This window comes from Paracoccus sp. MA (assembly GCF_020990385.1).
Lineage (GTDB): Bacteria > Pseudomonadota > Alphaproteobacteria > Rhodobacterales > Rhodobacteraceae > Paracoccus.
In genome coordinates, this window is record NZ_CP087598.1 from 343,803 (window position 1) to 358,147 (window position 14,345).

17 protein-coding genes and 1 riboswitch are annotated in these 14,345 nt (G+C 71.1%); of the genes, 13 read left to right on the forward strand and 4 right to left on the reverse strand.

Annotation, left to right across the window (positions count from 1 at the left end; translation table 11 throughout):
* Positions 1-7: 7 nt before the first annotated feature.
* On the reverse strand, positions 8-1,066 hold the full coding sequence (locus LOS78_RS08775; RefSeq protein WP_230377975.1) for a quinoprotein relay system zinc metallohydrolase 2: 1,059 nt from the start codon (positions 1,064-1,066) through the stop codon (positions 8-10).
* 139 nt (positions 1,067-1,205) lie between these two features.
* Between LOS78_RS08775 and pqqA the strand changes: the two genes are divergently transcribed.
* The 6 genes from pqqA to LOS78_RS08805 all read left to right on the forward strand — a co-directional run bounded on the left by pqqA (position 1,206) and on the right by LOS78_RS08805 (position 5,265).
* Positions 1,206-1,298, forward strand: coding sequence for a pyrroloquinoline quinone precursor peptide PqqA (gene pqqA / locus LOS78_RS08780; protein ID WP_024843519.1), 93 nt, complete (start codon positions 1,206-1,208; stop codon positions 1,296-1,298).
* Positions 1,299-1,363: 65 nt separating this feature from the next.
* Positions 1,364-2,254 (forward strand): pyrroloquinoline quinone biosynthesis protein PqqB, encoded by an 891-nt coding sequence (pqqB, locus tag LOS78_RS08785; RefSeq protein ID WP_230377976.1) that lies wholly within the window; start codon positions 1,364-1,366, stop codon positions 2,252-2,254.
* Positions 2,251-3,069 carry a pyrroloquinoline-quinone synthase PqqC gene (gene pqqC, locus LOS78_RS08790; protein ID WP_051416327.1) on the forward strand — a complete coding sequence of 273 codons (819 nt, stop codon included), beginning with the start codon at positions 2,251-2,253 and terminating at the stop codon, positions 3,067-3,069. Before pqqB ends, pqqC begins: the two co-directional genes overlap by 4 nt.
* Positions 3,066-3,365: a pyrroloquinoline quinone biosynthesis peptide chaperone PqqD gene (pqqD, locus tag LOS78_RS08795; RefSeq protein ID WP_028714138.1), complete on the forward strand. Its 300-nt coding sequence runs from the start codon at positions 3,066-3,068 to the stop codon at positions 3,363-3,365. The genes pqqC and pqqD overlap by 4 nt, the downstream gene beginning before the upstream one ends.
* Complete coding sequence (pqqE, locus tag LOS78_RS08800) at positions 3,362-4,498, forward strand: pyrroloquinoline quinone biosynthesis protein PqqE (RefSeq protein ID WP_230377977.1); 1,137 nt, start codon at positions 3,362-3,364, stop codon at positions 4,496-4,498. Before pqqD ends, pqqE begins: the two co-directional genes overlap by 4 nt.
* Positions 4,495-5,265 carry a quinoprotein dehydrogenase-associated SoxYZ-like carrier gene (locus LOS78_RS08805; RefSeq protein ID WP_230377978.1) on the forward strand — a complete coding sequence of 257 codons (771 nt, stop codon included), beginning with the start codon at positions 4,495-4,497 and terminating at the stop codon, positions 5,263-5,265. The genes pqqE and LOS78_RS08805 overlap by 4 nt, the downstream gene beginning before the upstream one ends.
* On the opposite strand, the gene LOS78_RS08810 is transcribed toward LOS78_RS08805, so the two are convergent.
* From LOS78_RS08810 to LOS78_RS08820, 3 genes are read right to left on the reverse strand one after another with little or no spacing between them, the layout of a single operon-like run.
* Positions 5,253-5,855, reverse strand: coding sequence for an ATP-binding cassette domain-containing protein (locus LOS78_RS08810; protein ID WP_036698510.1), 603 nt, complete (start codon positions 5,853-5,855; stop codon positions 5,253-5,255). The two genes, LOS78_RS08805 and LOS78_RS08810, sit on opposite strands and share 13 nt — an antisense overlap.
* Positions 5,845-6,627, reverse strand: coding sequence for an ABC transporter permease (locus tag LOS78_RS08815; protein ID WP_230377979.1), 783 nt, complete (start codon positions 6,625-6,627; stop codon positions 5,845-5,847). The genes LOS78_RS08810 and LOS78_RS08815 overlap by 11 nt, the downstream gene beginning before the upstream one ends.
* Before the next feature lie 7 nt (positions 6,628-6,634).
* Entirely contained in the window at positions 6,635-7,624 is a 990-nt protein-coding gene (locus LOS78_RS08820) for an ABC transporter substrate-binding protein (RefSeq protein WP_230377980.1), read from the reverse strand.
* 190 nt (positions 7,625-7,814) lie between these two features.
* Between LOS78_RS08820 and LOS78_RS08825 the strand changes: the two genes are divergently transcribed.
* The 7 genes from LOS78_RS08825 (at position 7,815) to gcvT (ending at position 14,342) form a co-directional block, all read left to right on the forward strand.
* On the forward strand, positions 7,815-8,525 hold the full coding sequence (locus LOS78_RS08825) for a response regulator transcription factor (RefSeq protein ID WP_028714132.1): 711 nt from the start codon (positions 7,815-7,817) through the stop codon (positions 8,523-8,525).
* Positions 8,522-9,715, forward strand: coding sequence for an FIST N-terminal domain-containing protein (locus LOS78_RS08830; protein ID WP_028714131.1), 1,194 nt, complete (start codon positions 8,522-8,524; stop codon positions 9,713-9,715). The genes LOS78_RS08825 and LOS78_RS08830 overlap by 4 nt, the downstream gene beginning before the upstream one ends.
* 3 nt (positions 9,716-9,718) lie before the next feature.
* On the forward strand, positions 9,719-11,044 hold the full coding sequence (locus LOS78_RS08835) for a hybrid sensor histidine kinase/response regulator (protein ID WP_028714130.1): 1,326 nt from the start codon (positions 9,719-9,721) through the stop codon (positions 11,042-11,044).
* An 84-nt stretch (positions 11,045-11,128) separates the two neighbouring features.
* The gene (locus LOS78_RS08840) at positions 11,129-11,743 is read left to right on the forward strand and encodes a hypothetical protein (protein WP_028714129.1); all 615 of its coding nucleotides are present in this window, start codon (positions 11,129-11,131) and stop codon (positions 11,741-11,743) included.
* Positions 11,740-12,078: a hypothetical protein gene (locus tag LOS78_RS08845; protein ID WP_230377981.1), complete on the forward strand. Its 339-nt coding sequence runs from the start codon at positions 11,740-11,742 to the stop codon at positions 12,076-12,078. Before LOS78_RS08840 ends, LOS78_RS08845 begins: the two co-directional genes overlap by 4 nt.
* A gap of 58 nt (positions 12,079-12,136) precedes the next feature.
* Entirely contained in the window at positions 12,137-12,919 is a 783-nt protein-coding gene (locus tag LOS78_RS08850; protein WP_028714127.1) for an SDR family oxidoreductase, read from the forward strand.
* An 89-nt stretch (positions 12,920-13,008) separates the two neighbouring features.
* Positions 13,009-13,097: riboswitch (glycine riboswitch) on the forward strand.
* Between the two features lie 132 nt (positions 13,098-13,229).
* A complete protein-coding gene (gene gcvT / locus LOS78_RS08855) occupies positions 13,230-14,342 on the forward strand; it encodes a glycine cleavage system aminomethyltransferase GcvT (RefSeq protein WP_230377982.1) in 1,113 nt (370 codons plus the stop codon).
* The last annotated feature ends 3 nt before the right edge of the window (positions 14,343-14,345 follow it).

Consider the following 14,345-nt stretch of genomic DNA (forward strand, 5'->3'; position numbering starts at 1 on the left):
AGGCAATCTATTCCCATTCCAGCTGCGTATAGGCCGCCGCGGCGTTGCGGGCGGTGGTGGCCCGGAAATCCGCCCAGCCTTCCGAGACCGGCTGCATCGCCGCGACGATGGCCGGGATCGCCCGCGACAGCGGCAGGCCGGCGCCGATCGCCTCGCGCGTGGCGTCGCGCAGGGCGGTCAGGTAATGGCGCTGCGGCGTCACCGCCTCGTCCCAGCTTTCCACGACCGGGCCGTGGCCGGGCACGATCAGCGCCGGCTCGGGGTCGGGCTTCCGCCCGATCCAGTCGAGCCAGCCCGCCAGCGAACCGTCGAGCGACGGCGTCAGTCCCAGGAACACCAGATCGCCGGCGAACAGCGTGGCGGTTTCCTCGTCCAGCACGGTCATGTCGCTGCCGGTATGGGCCGAGGGCACCGGCGTGAGCCGCAACTGCCGGTCGCCCAGCGACAGCGTCTGCGTCGCCTCGACGGTCTGGTCCACGCTGGCGATGCGCGTGCCGGCGAAATTCGCCGCGCCGATCTGGCGCGGGACCGAGGCCATCCAGCTGTCCGCGCGCCGCGTCACCGCCTCGGGCAGGCGGGCATCGGCGACGACGGTGGCGCCGGCCTCGGAAAACACCTCGGCGCCCAGGATGTGGTCGGGATGCATATGGGTCAGGATCACATGGCTGACCGGCCTGTCGGTCACCTGCCGGATCGCCGCGTAAAGCGCCTCGCCCTCGGCCCGGCTGCCGCCGGCATCGATCACCGCCACCGTCTCGCCGATGACGAAGGAGAGATTCGCGATCCGCCCGCGGTTCTGCGGCGAGATCTGCGCCACCGCCCCCTGATGCACATGCACGCCCGGCGCCACCTCTTGCACGGTCAGGGCGGGCAGGGCGGCGGTTTCGACGCAGCGCGCGCCCTCGCTGCCGGTCAGTTCAGGGTGCCGGGCCAGCCAGTCGCGGGCGATGGGCGCGGCGCGCGCCTCGCATTCCTCGCGCGTGGGCGCGTCGCCGGCGGGCAGCAGGCGGGGCTGGCAGGTGGCGGGCTGGGCCGCCAGACAGGCGGCAAGGACCAGATGGAACATCCGCTCTCCTCTCGGCCCGACAGGCTAGCACAGCGATGCCCCTCGCGCCATCTACGACCTTTGGCGCGTTGACTGCCGGCCCGAGCGGCCTAGCATCGACCTGCCCGCACCCATGCGGCGGCCTTGAGGAGGAGACCATATGGCCTGGACCAAACCCGCGCCGAAGGAAATCGCCTGCGGCATGGAAATCAACATGTATGCCCCGGCCGAGGACGAGCCGGTCCTGTTCTAACCCGCCGGCGACAATCCGGGTCCGGTCCCCGTTTGCCGGGGGCCGGGCCTGCCGGAGCCTTTCCCATGCGTATCGTGATTCTCGGCAGCGGCGCAGGCGGTGGCGTGCCGCAGTGGAACTGCGGTTGCCGCAACTGTGACGCCGCGCGCGCAGGACGCATTCCCGCGATGAGCCAGAGCGGGATCGCCGTTTCCGCGAATGGCCGGGACTGGGCGCTGGTCAACGCCTCGCCCGACCTGCGCCAGCAGCTGGTCGCCACCCCGGCGCTGCGGCCCGAGGGGCTGCGCGGCTCTCCGATCCGGTCGGTGCTGGTGACGAATGGCGACATCGACCATGTCGCGGGGCTGTTGACCCTGCGCGAGGGGCAGGGCTTCGACCTGTTCGCGACGCCCGCCATCCATGCGGTGCTGGCCGGCAATCCGCTGCTGTCGGCGCTGGACCCGCGCCTGGTCGCCCGGCGCGAGGTGGCGCTGGACGCCGCCTTCGACCTTGCCCCCGGCCTCACCGCCACGCTGTTCGCGGTGCCCGGCAAGGTGCCGCTGTATCTGGAAGGCGAGCGGGTCGAGATTGGGCTGATGGGCGAGCAGACCGTGGGGGTCGAGCTGGCCGCCAACGGTCGGCGGGTGTTCTACATTCCCGGCTGCGCCTCGGTCCCGGACTGGCTTTGCGCCCGCATCTCGGGCGCGGATGCGCTGCTGTTCGACGGCACGCTCTGGACCGATGACGAGATGGTTCGCGCCGGGCTGGGCGCCAAGACCGGGCGGCGCATGGGCCATGTGCCGGTCTCGGGTCCCGGCGGCAGCCTGGACGGGCTGCGCGCGGTGCCCCTGGGCGCCCGCATCTATGTGCATCTGAACAATTCGAACCCGCTGGTCGATCCCGCCAGCCCCGAGCGCGCAGAGGCGCAGGCGGCGGGCTGGCAGATCGGCCATGACGGCATGGAGATCGCGCCATGAAGCTTGCCGACCACCGCGCACAGACCCGCGCCGAGTTCCACGAACGCCTGAAGCGCATCGGCGCCGAACGCTATCACGACCGCCACCCGTTCCACAAACGCCTGCATGGCGGGCAATGCACGCCGGACGAGGTGCGGGCCTGGGTCATCAACCGCTGGCATTACCAGTCGCGCATCCCGATGAAGGACGCGGCCTTCCTGTCGCGCGTCGAGGACCCGCAGCTGCGCCGCATCTGGCGCCACCGCATCGAGGATCACGACGGCGGCGCCGAGGCGGGCGGCGGCATCCGGCGCTGGCTGGCCCTGGCCCGCGCCGTGGGCCTTGATCCCGATTACGTCGCCAGCGGCGCGGGGGTGATGCCGGCGACGCGCTTCGCCGTCGATGCCTATGTCCGCTTCGTGCGCGACATGCCGCTGCTCGATGCCGTGGCCGCCAGCCTGACCGAGATGTTCGCGCCCAAGATCCATGCCGAGCGCATCGAGGGGCTGCTGAAGCATTACGACTTCGCCGACGAGACCAGCCTCGCCTATTTCCGCAACCGGCTGAGCGAGGCGCCGAAGGATGTCGAGTTCGGCCTGACCTATGTGCTGGACCATGCCGACACGCTGGAAAAGCAGGACGCGGCGGCGGCGGCGCTGGTATTCAAGACCGATGTGCTCTGGGCGCAGCTCGACGCGCTCTGGCACGGCTATGTCGAGGGGCGGATTCCCCCCGGCGCCTGGCGGCCGGGCGAGGGGCTGCTGGATTCGGCGATCCCCGAGCCGGGTCCGGAAGCAACCCCCGCCCCCGCCCCCGATGCGGCGGCGGCCTCATGACCGGGCCGCGCATCAGCGGTGCCGCGGTGCCCTATCTGCCGCGCGGGGTGCGGCTGCAGGACGACCGGGTGCGCGGCCTGCGCGTGCTGCTGGCGCCCGAGCGGGTGATCCAGCTCGATCCGGTGGGCCATGCCATCCTGTCCGAGCTGGACGGCAAGCGCAGCCTGGCCGAGGTGATCCTGACGCTTTGCGCCCGCTACGACGCGCCGCCCGAGCAGATCGAGGGCGATGTGCAGGATTTCCTGCGCGACCTGATGGAGCGGCGCATGGTGTTTCTGGACGGGGATGCGGCATGAGAGACCATCCCGTTCCCCGCGACATCGACGGCAATCCGGTCCGCGTCGGCCTGCCCATGGCGATGCTGGCCGAGCTGACGCATCGCTGCCCGCTGGCCTGTCCCTATTGCTCGAACCCGGTCGAGCTGACCCGCGCCAGCGCCGAGCTGAAGGCGGCGGAATGGGCCGACGTATTCCGGCAGGCCGCCGATCTGGGCGTCTTGCAGCTGCATCTGTCGGGCGGCGAGCCCGCCTCGCGCCGCGACCTGGCCGAGATCGCCGCCTCGGCCCGCGACGCCGGGCTTTACGTCAACCTCATCACCTCGGGCATCGGGCTGACCGAGGCGCGGCTGCGCGAACTGGACGGCGCGGTCGATCACATCCAGCTGTCGCTGCAGGGCATCGATGCCGAGATGGCCGACTGGATCAGCGGCTATGGCGGCAGCTTCGCCCGCAAGATGCAGGTCGCGGAATGGGTGCGGGCCATCGGCTTTCCGCTGACGCTGAACGCGGTGGTGCATCGCCAGAACCTCGACCGCCTGCCCGAGATGATCGACCTTGCCGAACAGCTCGGCTGCCGGCGCATCGAGGTCGCGACCGTGCAGTTCCACGGCTGGGCCGACCTGAACCGCCGGCCGCTGATGCCGACCCAGGCGCAGGCGAGCCGCGCGCGCGCGGTGGTGGACGGGGCCCGCCAGCGCCTGCGGGGCCGCATGGTCATCGACTACGTACCCGCCGACCACCTGTCGGCCTTTCCGAAAAGCTGCATGGGCGGCTGGGGCTCGACCGGGCTGAACGTGGCCCCGGACGGCACCGTGCTGCCCTGCCATGCCGCCCAGACCATCAAGGGGCTGGCCTTCGAGAACGTGCGCGACGTGCCGCTGGCCCGGATCTGGCATGACGGGGCGGCGTTCAACGCCTTTCGCGGCACCGGCTGGATGCCCGAGCCCTGCGCTTCCTGCGAGCGGCGCGAGATCGATTTCGGCGGCTGCCGCTGCCAGGCCATGGCGCTTGCCGGCGACGCGCGGGCGACCGATCCGGTCTGCTTGCGCTCGGACCTGCACGCCCGGCTGCGCGCCGCTGCCGAGGCCGAGGCGGCGAGCGATTCGACCGTGCTGGTCTATCGCCGCATGACACGGGAGAAACGACCATGAGACTGGCAGCCCTGCTTGCCGCCCTTGTCCTTGCGCCGGCGGCGATGGCGGCCGAGGTGGCCAATCCCCTGCAGCCCTCGGCCCTGTGGGACGACATGCGGCTGGCGGTGATCGGCACCGAGGAGGAGCCGCCGGTCGATCCGGCGATCTTCGACCTGGACGCGCCGCCGCGTGCCGACAATCCGGCGCTGGTGCCGGTGCGCATCACCCAGCCGCCCGGCGCGCCCGCGATCCGCGCGCTGGCGCTGGTGGTGGACGGCAATCCCGCGCCGGTCGCGGCCGAGTTCACCTTCGGCGAGGCGCTGATGCCGCTGGATTTCGAGGTGCGGGTGCGGGTGGACAGCTATTCCGACCTGCGCGCCATCGCCACGCTGGCGGACGGGCGCAAGGTGATGGCCGGGCGCTTTGTGAAAGCCTCGGGCGGCTGCGCGGCGCCGGCCGGGAAAAGCATGGAGGAGGTGCGCGCCACCATGGGCGAGATGCGCTTTCGCGCGGCCGAGGAGGACGGGCGGCAGGTCGGCACGCTGATGATCCGGCACCCGAATTTCTCGGGCCTGCAGCGCGATCAGGTGACGCTGCTCACCATCCCGGCCGAGTTCATCCAGGTGCTGGAGGTGAAGCGGGGCGAGGAGCCGCTGTTCACCATGGAGGCCGGGATCTCGATCTCGGAGGACCCGGTGTTCCGCTTTGCCCATGCGCCGGGCGAGGGGCCGGTCACGGTCCATGCCGAGGATACCGAGGGCCGGGTCTGGGATCAGTCCTTCTGAAGCCGGGTCTGAAGTCGGGCCGGCTGGCCGGCCAGCAGCAGCGGCCGGGCGTGCAGCGCCTCGGCCTCGCGCGGGTCGTGGGTGACCAGCACCAGCCCGGCGCCGGTGCGGGTCAGCAGCGCATCGGTCAGCGCCAGCATCCGGCCCGCCGTCCCGGCATCCAGCGAGGCGAAGGGTTCGTCCATCAGCAGGATGTCGGGGGCCGCGGCGAAGGCGCGGGCCAGCGCCAGCCGCCGCTGCTGGCCCAGCGACAGCTGGCGGGGGAACTTCGCCTCGTGCCCGGCCAGTCCGACCTGCGCCAGCCAGTCCCGCGCGGTGGCCGCGTCGCAGCCGGTCGGGATGATGATGTTCGCCACCGCGTCGCGCCAAGGCAGCAGCACCGGCTCCTGGAACACCACGGCGAGGCGGTCGGCGCCGTCAAGCCGGCCGCGATAGGCCCGGTCCAGCCCGGCCAGGATGCGCAGCAGCGTCGATTTCCCGATGCCCGAGGGGCCGAGGATCGCCACCCGCTCGCCGCGCGCGACCGAAAGCGTCAGCGCCCCCAGCACCTCGCGCGGGCCGAAGGACTTGCCGTCGAGTTCAAGCCGCATCCTGCCTCCAGCGATTGGCGCGCCGCTCCCACGGGCGCAGCAGGAAAAGGTCGATGGCCAGCATGACCGCGACGAAGGCCAGCGCCCAGGCCAGCACGCCGGTCACGTCGAAGCTGGAGAACAGCAGGTGGATCTTGAAGCCGACGCCGTTCGAGCGGCCGAGAAACTCGACCACCAGCACGATCTTCCAGATCAGCGAGATGCCGGCCCGGGCCGCGGCGGCGATATGCGGCGCCAGCTGCGGCAGCACGACATGGCGCAGCCGCGCCAGCGGCGCCATGCGGAAGGCGCGGGCCATGTCGTCGAGGTCGGGCCGCAGCGCCCGCGTGCCCTCGCGGATCATCACCGTGACCACCGGGATCTTGTTCAGCGCCACGGCAAGGATCGCCGCGGTCTCGTTGAGCCCGATCCAGATGTAGCACAGCACGATCACCACCAGCGCCGGCACGTTCAGAAGGATGATGACCCCGGGATTGAACCATTGGTCCGCCCCGCGGCTGCGGCCCATCCACAGGCCCAGCGCCATGCCCGCGGCCATGGCCAGGGCAAAGCTGGCGATGACGCGGAACAGCGTCATGCCGGCGTTGAACCACAGTTCGCCGCTGGCGCTCAGCCGGGCGATGCGGGCCGCGACATCCCAGGGCGCGGGCAGGGTCTGCGGCCGGTCGGTCAGCTGCGAGGCCAGCGTCCACAGCAGCAGCATGGCCAGGATCGACAGAACCCCCGGCACCAGGCCGGGGCGGGACGAGGGGGGCTTGGGCGTGCCGGTCAATGCGGGGCTACTCCGGCCACCAGAACAGTCCCTCGGGCAGGGTGGCGACGCCGCCGGTCAGTTCCTCGCCGCCAAGCTCGGCCATGGTGGCGAACATCTGCTGCGCGTTCTCGGCATCGACCGGGCCATGGGCGGGGATGCCGGCGCGCCAGCCGGCCTTCAGCGCCTCGAATTCGGCATCGTCGGCGGCCTCCATGATCGGGCGCAGCTCTTCCCAGGCGGCATCGTCCTTGGCCAGCAGGTCCTTGGCGGTGCGCGAGGCGCGCGCCAGCCCTTCGGCCAGCGCCGGATTGGCCGCGATCCAGTCGTCGCGCAGCACATAGCCCAGAAGCGGCGTCGAGGGGTCCAGCCCCAGATCGCTGGCCGCCGTCTCGACCGACATGATCTCGCGCATGCCCCGCGCCTGCATCTTGGCCTGGAAATGCCAGAAGTTGATCGCGGCATCGACCTCGCCGGTCTCGGCGGCGTTCAGGATCATCGGCGGTGCGCCGAAGACCTGCTGCGTCACGTCGGCGAGGTCCTCGCCCAGCCTCTCGCGCGACCAGGCGCGCAGGATCAGCCAGCTCTTGTCGACTGGCCCGCCGGCGATGCCGATCTTCTTGCCCTTCAGGTCGGCGAGCGACTGCGCCGGGCTGTCGCCGCGCACCATCACGCCGCCCACGGCGGTCGAATAGGGCAGGAAGCGGAAACCGGCGCCGCGCGCCCGCTGCTGCGCCACCCAGAGGAAGTCCGAGACGATGGTATCGACCTCGCCGCCCTGCATGGCGACCTGGGTGGCGGGATTGCCGGCCAGGATCAGCGGCTGCAGCGTGAAGCCGTTCTCCTGGTCGAGGCCGCGCTTGCGGATCGTCTCGATCTCCCAGTTGACGGTGCCGTTCTCCAGCGTGCCGATGCGGATCACCGGGGGCTCGTCGGCGCCCTGGGCATGGGCGGGCAGCGCCAGCCCGACAAGCGCGGCGGCTGCGGCCACCAGGGTGATTCTGCGGCTGAATGGCATGGTGATTTCCCCCCTTGGACCAGCTGAAAGTGACATGTGCCCGATTTGCGGCCAATACAACCGAAGTCGTAGCCGCGGCGCGGTTTTCCGGTCCAACGGGCTTGCGCCGGCGGGCGGCGGTCTTAAGATGGTTGCGCAAAGGCCGGCGCGCCGAAACCCCCGGCCCTGTCGTTTCTTTGGGAGGAGAACGATGGCCTCAGCCGAAATGCAGTCGCAAGACCGCGCCGCATCGCCAAGGCTTTCCGCAGATCGTGTCCGCGAAATCCTGATCGTGGACGACCATCCGCTGATGTGCGACGCGCTGGCCCTGACGCTGAAGATCAGCTTCGGGCTCAGGAACGTGCGCACCGCCCGCAGCCTTGCCGCCGCGCTGGAACAGATCCGCAGCCAGGGCGCCCCGGACGCGGTGATCCTGGACCTGAACCTGCCCGACGCCAAGGGGGCCGAGGGGCTGGTGACGCTGCGCCGGCAGATCCCGGACGTGCCGATCACCATGATCTCGGCCGATCTGGAAAACGCCATGATCTCGGCCGCGATGGCGGCGGGGGCGCAGGGCTATATCAGCAAGTCGCTGGGCCGCGAGGCGCTGGTCGACAGCCTGCGCCGCATGTGGGAGGGCGAGCGGGTGACGCCCGACAGCTACCAGCCCGAACATGCCGGCGAGGAGGACGCGGCCCGCGCCGAGCTGGCCCGCCGCTTCGCCACCCTGACGCCGCAGCAGATGAAGATCCTGCGGCTGATCTGCCAGGGCAAGGCCAACAAGGAGATCAGCTACGAGCTGTCCATCGCCGAGGCGACGGTCAAGACCCACATCACCGCGATCATGTCCAAGATCAATGCCCGCCGCCGCACCCAGGCGGTGCTGCTGGCCAATAGCGTGAGGCTGTTCGAACCGGCATGAGCCCCGCCTTGCCCGAAGCCCGGCCCGAGCCCTGGCCCGGCGGCGTCCGGCCCCAGGCGCGGCCGGTCCTGCCGCCGGCGCCCGTCGCCGTCTCGGTCCCGGCCGAGGGCGAGGACACCGCCCGGCGCATCGCCGAGGCCATGGCGCCGCTGGACCCGGCCCTGGTGCTGCTGTTCGGCATGCCGGCCGAGGGGCTGCCCGCCCTGGGCACCGCGCTGCGCGAGGCGCTGGGTCAGGGCTGCCGCGTCGTCGGCTGTTCCTCGGTGGGCGAGATCGGCCCCGGCGGCTATTGCGCCCGGACGGTGACGGCGCTGGGCTTTCCCTCGGCCAGCTTCCGGGTCGGCGTCTGCGTGCTGCGCGACCAGGCGCTGGTGCCGGTGTCGGAATGGATGGCCACGCTGCGCCGCTTTCACGCCGATTTCCGCCCCGACCTGCGGCGCTCCAGTTTCGGCGTGCTTCTGGCCGATGCGCTGGCCCGGCAGGAGGACGTGCTGACGGCGACGCTGGACGCGGCCATCCCCGGCCTGCCGATCGTCGGCGGCTCCAGCGCCGAGGGCATGCGCTTCGAGCCGACCTGCCAGATGGTGGACGGCGCCGCCCATCCCGGCGCGGCGCTGTTCCTGCTGGTCGAGACCGATCTGGCGGCGGCCGAGGTCTCGTTCTCGCATTTCAGCCCGACCGACCGGCGCGCCGTGGTGACGGCCGCCGACCGGCACAACCGCGTCATCCTGGAGCTGAACGGCGAGCCGGCGGCGCAGGAATACGCCCGGCTGGCCGGCATCCCGGTCGAGGCGCTGACGCCGACGGAATTCGCCCGCCACCCGCTGCTCTTGCGGACCGGCAAGCGCCACCATGTCCGCGCCATTCGCGCCATCACCCCCCAGGGCGGGCTGCAATTGCTGTCCGGGATCGAGGCCGGCAACATCCTGACGCTGGGCCGGGCGATGGACATGACCCGCGGCTTTGCCGAGGTGCTGGACGCCTTGCCGCGCCCGCCGCTGATGGTGCTGGGCTTCGACTGCGTGCTGCGGCGGCTGGCGCTGGAACGCGCCGGCATGGACGGGCAGATGTCCGAATTGCTGGCGCGCTATCGCGTCGCCGGCTTCAACACCTATGGCGAGCAGCACAGCGGCATGCATGTGAACCAGACCTTCGTCGGCATGGCGCTGATGCCCCCCGAGCCCGGCTGAACCATGTTCCTGCGCGACGACGATCCCCCCGCCCGACGGGTCGAGAAGCTGACGCGCATCGCCGATGTGCTGGTCGAGCGCATCGACCGGCTGGAGGAAAGCCGCGGCTCGGCCTGGTCGATGTTCCAGGCCGCCGTGGCGCTGGAGCAGGAGGTGCAGGTCCGCACCCGCGAGCTGGAGCAGGCGCTGGCCGACCTGTCCGAGCGCAACCGCGAGCTGGCCGTGGCCCGCGCCTCGGCAGAGGAGGCGAACCGCTCCAAGACCCGCTTCCTGCGCGCCGCCAGCCACGACCTGCTGCAGCCGCTTTCGGCCGCCAAGCTGTTCCTTTCGGCGCTGAAGGACACGCCGCTCGACCCCTTGCAGCGCGAGCTGACCGACCGGCTGTCGGGAGCCTTCGAATCGGTCGAGGAGCTGATGCATGCGGTGCTGGACATCTCGCGCCTCGACAGCCAGCGCATCGAGTTCCAGCGCAAGCCCGTCGATCTGGGCGAGCTGTTCCGCCGCCTCGCCGTCGAATACGCGCCTATGGCCGAGGCCAAGGGGCTGCGGCTCAGCTTCGCGCCGACCACGGCCGCGGTGGAAAGCGACCCGACATTCCTGCGGCGGATCGCGCAGAACCTGGTCTCGAACGCGATCAAGTATACCGACCGGGGCGGGGTGCTGGTGGGCGTGCGCAAGCGCGGCGAGCGCGCCTGGCTGGAGATCTACGACACCGGCATCGGCATCGCCGCGCCCGACCGCGCCCGCATCTTCGACGAGTTCCAGCGCATCGGCCGCGAGGGCGGCGGCGTGCCGGGCATGGGGCTGGGCCTGTCGATCGTGCGCCGCGCCTGCGCCAAGCTGGGCCATCCTATCGCCATGGACAGCGAGCCGGGGCGCGGCACCGTGTTCCGCGTCAGCCTGCCGCTGGTCGCGCCGGGGGTCGAGCCGGCGCGGCCCGAGGGCGCCGGTCATGGCCCGTATCTGCGCGGCCGGGTGGCTCTGGTGGTCGAGAACGACGACGCCATGCGCCGCGCCCTGCAACTGGTGCTGCAGGACAAGCTGGGCATGGTCGCCCGCGTCTCGGGCGGCATCGCCGAGGCGCTGGCGCAGATGGGCGACGAGCCGCCGGACGTGGTGATCGCCGATTACAATCTCGACAACGGTGATACCGGGCTGGAGGCCATCGCCGCCCTGCGCGAGGCTGCGGGACAGGCGGTGCCGGCCATCGTCGTCTCGGCCCGCCGCGCGCCGGAACTGGGCGCAAGCCAGCGGATGGGCGTGCCGGTGCTGGAAAAGCCGGTCCGTCCCGAGGATCTGCAGGCCATGCTGCAGCAGATGCTGGCCTAAGACCAAAGCACGAAAGTGCCGCCGGCGGGCTTTCGTCCCGACCCCGGCGGGGGCAGGGTCGCAAACAGGAAAGGGAGGATCGGGATGAGGATCTTGCGCGGCTTGGCGGTGATCGGATTGCTGGCTTCGCCGCTTGCGGCGGGCGAGGCGGGGGATCTGGTCTTTGCCGAACGCGGCCCCTGGGACCTGTCGCAGGGCCCGCTGGTCTGGGCGCTGCGCCAGACCGGGCCCGAGGTCGAGGGCTTCACCCCGCTGGGCGAGGGCACGATCTCGCTCAGCCAGGTTGCCGATCCCTCGGACGGCCAGCCGGTTCTGGAACTGGCCGAGGAAACCGAGCGCATCCAGCGCAGGATCGGGCCCTTCCCGGTCTCGGGCGGCGATCCGGCGCTGACCTTCTTTCTGGAAACCACGGCGCGGGACATGGTCGCGCTGACCGGCGGCAGCCCGTTCTATATCCGCAACCGGCTGAAGGATGCGCTGTTCCGGGGCGGCGAGGTCCGGCGCGAGGGCGAGGCGACCGTCGCCGTCTTCGCCCCCTTCCGCGAGGACGAGAACCGCGAGCGCATGTTCGGCTTCGACACGCTTGAGCTGCGCTTCACCCTGGGCGATCCGAAGCGGCCGATCCGGCGCATGCTGGCCGAAACCGGCCCGCTGGCGGGCGGCCGGCCGGCCTATCACAGCGAGATGGTGTTGAAATGATCCGGGCAACCCTGACGGCAGCCCTGACGCTTTCGGCCGGCATGGCCGGGGCGCAGGCGGTGAACGACTATCCGACCAATGCGCGCGCCGATTACGTCTTCGTCTGCATGGCGACGAACGGCCATACCCGCGAGATGCTGGAGCGGTGCAGCTGCGCCATCGACCAGATCGCCGAAATCCTGCCCTATGACGATTACGTCAAGGCCGAGACGGTGCTGGCCATGCGCCAGACCGCCGGCGAGCGCGCCGGCATGTTCCGGCAGGGCGTCGCCGTCAACGAGATGATCGCCAATTTCCGCCGCGCCGAGGCCGAGGCCGAGATCCTCTGTTTCTGAACTGGACAATCCGGCCGCCCCGCGCTTCCTTGTCGGCAAGCTGAACAGGAGGGAAGCCATGGATCTGGGGATCAGGGGCAAGAAGGGCCTTGTCTGCGCCGCGTCGAAGGGCCTGGGCCGGGGCTGCGCCGAGGCGCTGGCCGAGGCTGGGGTCGATCTGGTCATCAACGCCCGCGGCGCCGAGGCGCTGCAGGCCACGGCCGAGGAGATCGCGGCGAAACACGGCGTTTCGGTCACGCCGGTCGCCGCCGACATCACCACCGAGGCAGGCCGCGCCGCCGTGCTCGACGCGCTGGGCGGGCAGGCCGACATCCTGGTCAACAATGCCGGCGGCCCGCCGCCCGGCAGCTGGACCGACTGGTCGCGCGAGGATTTCATCAAGGCCATCGACGCCAACATGCTGACCGCCATCGCGCTGATGCAGGCGCTGGTGCCGGGCATGATGGAGCGCGGCTGGGGCCGGGTGGTCAACATCACCTCGCAATCGGTGCGCACGCCCATCGCCATCCTGGGCCTGTCGAACACCGCCCGCGCCGGGCTGACCGGCTTTGTCGCCGGCATGTCGCGGCAGGTCGCGCCGCATGGCGTGGTGGTGAACAACCTGCTGCCCGGCATCCATGCCACCGACCGGGCGGACAGCCTGGATTCCGGCGTCGCCAAGGCCGAGGGCATCGGCGTCGACGAGGCCCGCCGCAGGCGCGAGGCGACCATCCCGACCCGCAGCTACGGCCTGCCCGAGGATTTCGGCGCCACCTGCGCCTTCCTGTGCAGCCAGCATGCCCGCTTCATCGTCGGGCAGAACATCCTGCTGGACGGCGGGGCCTCGAACATCTCGATCTGAGGGCGCGGCGGCGGGCCGGTCGGCCGGGCGGTCGGCGCGTCGGGCGCAGGAAGGCTCTTGCCAGAACCCCGCGGCCCGGCTACGACAAAAGTCGGAAATCGGGAGACATTGGCGCAAGCCAGGGCCGAAGGAGCAACCGCCCCGGGAATCTCTCAGGCAAAGGGACCGTTTTCCAATGTACGCTCTGGAGAGAGGCGGCAGATGCCGTCCGCCGAAGGGATAACGATCTCAGGCGCCCCCGTTTCGGGGTAGGGACAGAGGGGGCATCTAACCGGGCGGGATCGGTCCGTCCGCAAGACAGGGGATGCCCATGGCCGAGCTTCGGCGCACGATGCTATACGACCTGCACCTTTCGCGCGGCGCGAAGATGGTGCCCTTTGCCGGCTGGGAGATGCCGGTGCAATATCCGATGGGCGTGCTGAACGAGCACCTGCACACCCGCGCCCATGCCGGCCTGTTCGACGTCAGCCACATGGGCCAGGTGATCCTGCGCGGCCCGGGCGCGGCCGAGGCGCTGGAGAGGCTGGTGCCCGCCGATATCGTCGGGCTGGCCGAGGGTCGGCAGCGTTACGGCCTGTTCACCAATGACGTGGGCGGCATCCTCGACGACCTGATGATCGCCAACAAGGGCGACCACCTGTTGCTGGTGGTGAACGCCGCCTGCGCCGAACAGGACATCGCCCATCTGCGCCGGCTGGAAGCCGCCGGCATCTCGGTCGAGCCGGTGACGGATCGCGGGCTGCTGGCCCTGCAGGGCCCCGAGGCCGAGGCGGTGCTGGCGCGGCTGGTGCCCGGCGCCCAGGCGATGAAGTTCATGGACGTGGCCGAGTTCGACTGGCAGGGCGCGACGCTCTGGGTCAGCCGCTCGGGCTATACCGGCGAGGACGGGTTCGAGATTTCCGTGCCCGGGGACCGCGCGGTCGCGCTGGCCGAGGCGCTGCTGGCCGAGCCCGAGGTCGCGCCCGTCGGGCTGGGCGCCCGCGACAGCCTGCGGCTGGAGGCGGGGATGCCGCTTTACGGCCATGACATGGATGCCTCGACCCTGCCGGGCGAGGCCGGGCTGGGCTGGTCGATCCCCAAGGTCCGCCGTGCGGGCGGCGCGCGCGCGGGCGGTTTCCCGGGCGCCGAGGCGATCCTGCAGGAACTGGCCGAAGGCCCCGCCCGCAGCCGCATGGGCCTGCGCCCCGAGGGCCGTGCGCCCATCCGCGAGGGGGTCGAGATCTTCGACGGGGCCGAGGGCTGCGCGGCGATCGGCACGGTCTGCTCGGGCGGCTTCGGCCCCTCGGTCGGCGGGCCGGTTGCCATGGCGGTCCTGCCCGCCGGGCTTGTCCCCGGCGCGACCCTTTGGGCCGAATTGCGCGGCAAGCGCATTCCGGTGACGATTACTCCGCTTCCCTTCCACAAACCGAGCTACAAGCGCTGAGAG

Coding starts and splice junctions, on each gene's coding strand:
- pqqA (WP_024843519.1), top strand. CDS start 1,206: ATGGCCTGGACCAAACCCGCGCCGAAGGAAATCGCCTGCGGCATGGAA.
- LOS78_RS08805 (WP_230377978.1), top strand. CDS start 4,495: ATGAGACTGGCAGCCCTGCTTGCCGCCCTTGTCCTTGCGCCGGCGGCG.
- pqqE (WP_230377977.1), top strand. CDS start 3,362: ATGAGAGACCATCCCGTTCCCCGCGACATCGACGGCAATCCGGTCCGC.
- LOS78_RS08820 (WP_230377980.1), bottom strand. CDS start 7,624: ATGCCATTCAGCCGCAGAATCACCCTGGTGGCCGCAGCCGCCGCGCTT.
- LOS78_RS08775 (WP_230377975.1), bottom strand. CDS start 1,066: ATGTTCCATCTGGTCCTTGCCGCCTGTCTGGCGGCCCAGCCCGCCACC.
- pqqB (WP_230377976.1), top strand. CDS start 1,364: ATGCGTATCGTGATTCTCGGCAGCGGCGCAGGCGGTGGCGTGCCGCAG.
- pqqC (WP_051416327.1), top strand. CDS start 2,251: ATGAAGCTTGCCGACCACCGCGCACAGACCCGCGCCGAGTTCCACGAA.
- LOS78_RS08825 (WP_028714132.1), top strand. CDS start 7,815: ATGGCCTCAGCCGAAATGCAGTCGCAAGACCGCGCCGCATCGCCAAGG.
- LOS78_RS08840 (WP_028714129.1), top strand. CDS start 11,129: ATGAGGATCTTGCGCGGCTTGGCGGTGATCGGATTGCTGGCTTCGCCG.
- LOS78_RS08845 (WP_230377981.1), top strand. CDS start 11,740: ATGATCCGGGCAACCCTGACGGCAGCCCTGACGCTTTCGGCCGGCATG.
- LOS78_RS08830 (WP_028714131.1), top strand. CDS start 8,522: ATGAGCCCCGCCTTGCCCGAAGCCCGGCCCGAGCCCTGGCCCGGCGGC.
- gcvT (WP_230377982.1), top strand. CDS start 13,230: ATGGCCGAGCTTCGGCGCACGATGCTATACGACCTGCACCTTTCGCGC.
- LOS78_RS08835 (WP_028714130.1), top strand. CDS start 9,719: ATGTTCCTGCGCGACGACGATCCCCCCGCCCGACGGGTCGAGAAGCTG.
- LOS78_RS08850 (WP_028714127.1), top strand. CDS start 12,137: ATGGATCTGGGGATCAGGGGCAAGAAGGGCCTTGTCTGCGCCGCGTCG.
- LOS78_RS08810 (WP_036698510.1), bottom strand. CDS start 5,855: ATGCGGCTTGAACTCGACGGCAAGTCCTTCGGCCCGCGCGAGGTGCTG.
- pqqD (WP_028714138.1), top strand. CDS start 3,066: ATGACCGGGCCGCGCATCAGCGGTGCCGCGGTGCCCTATCTGCCGCGC.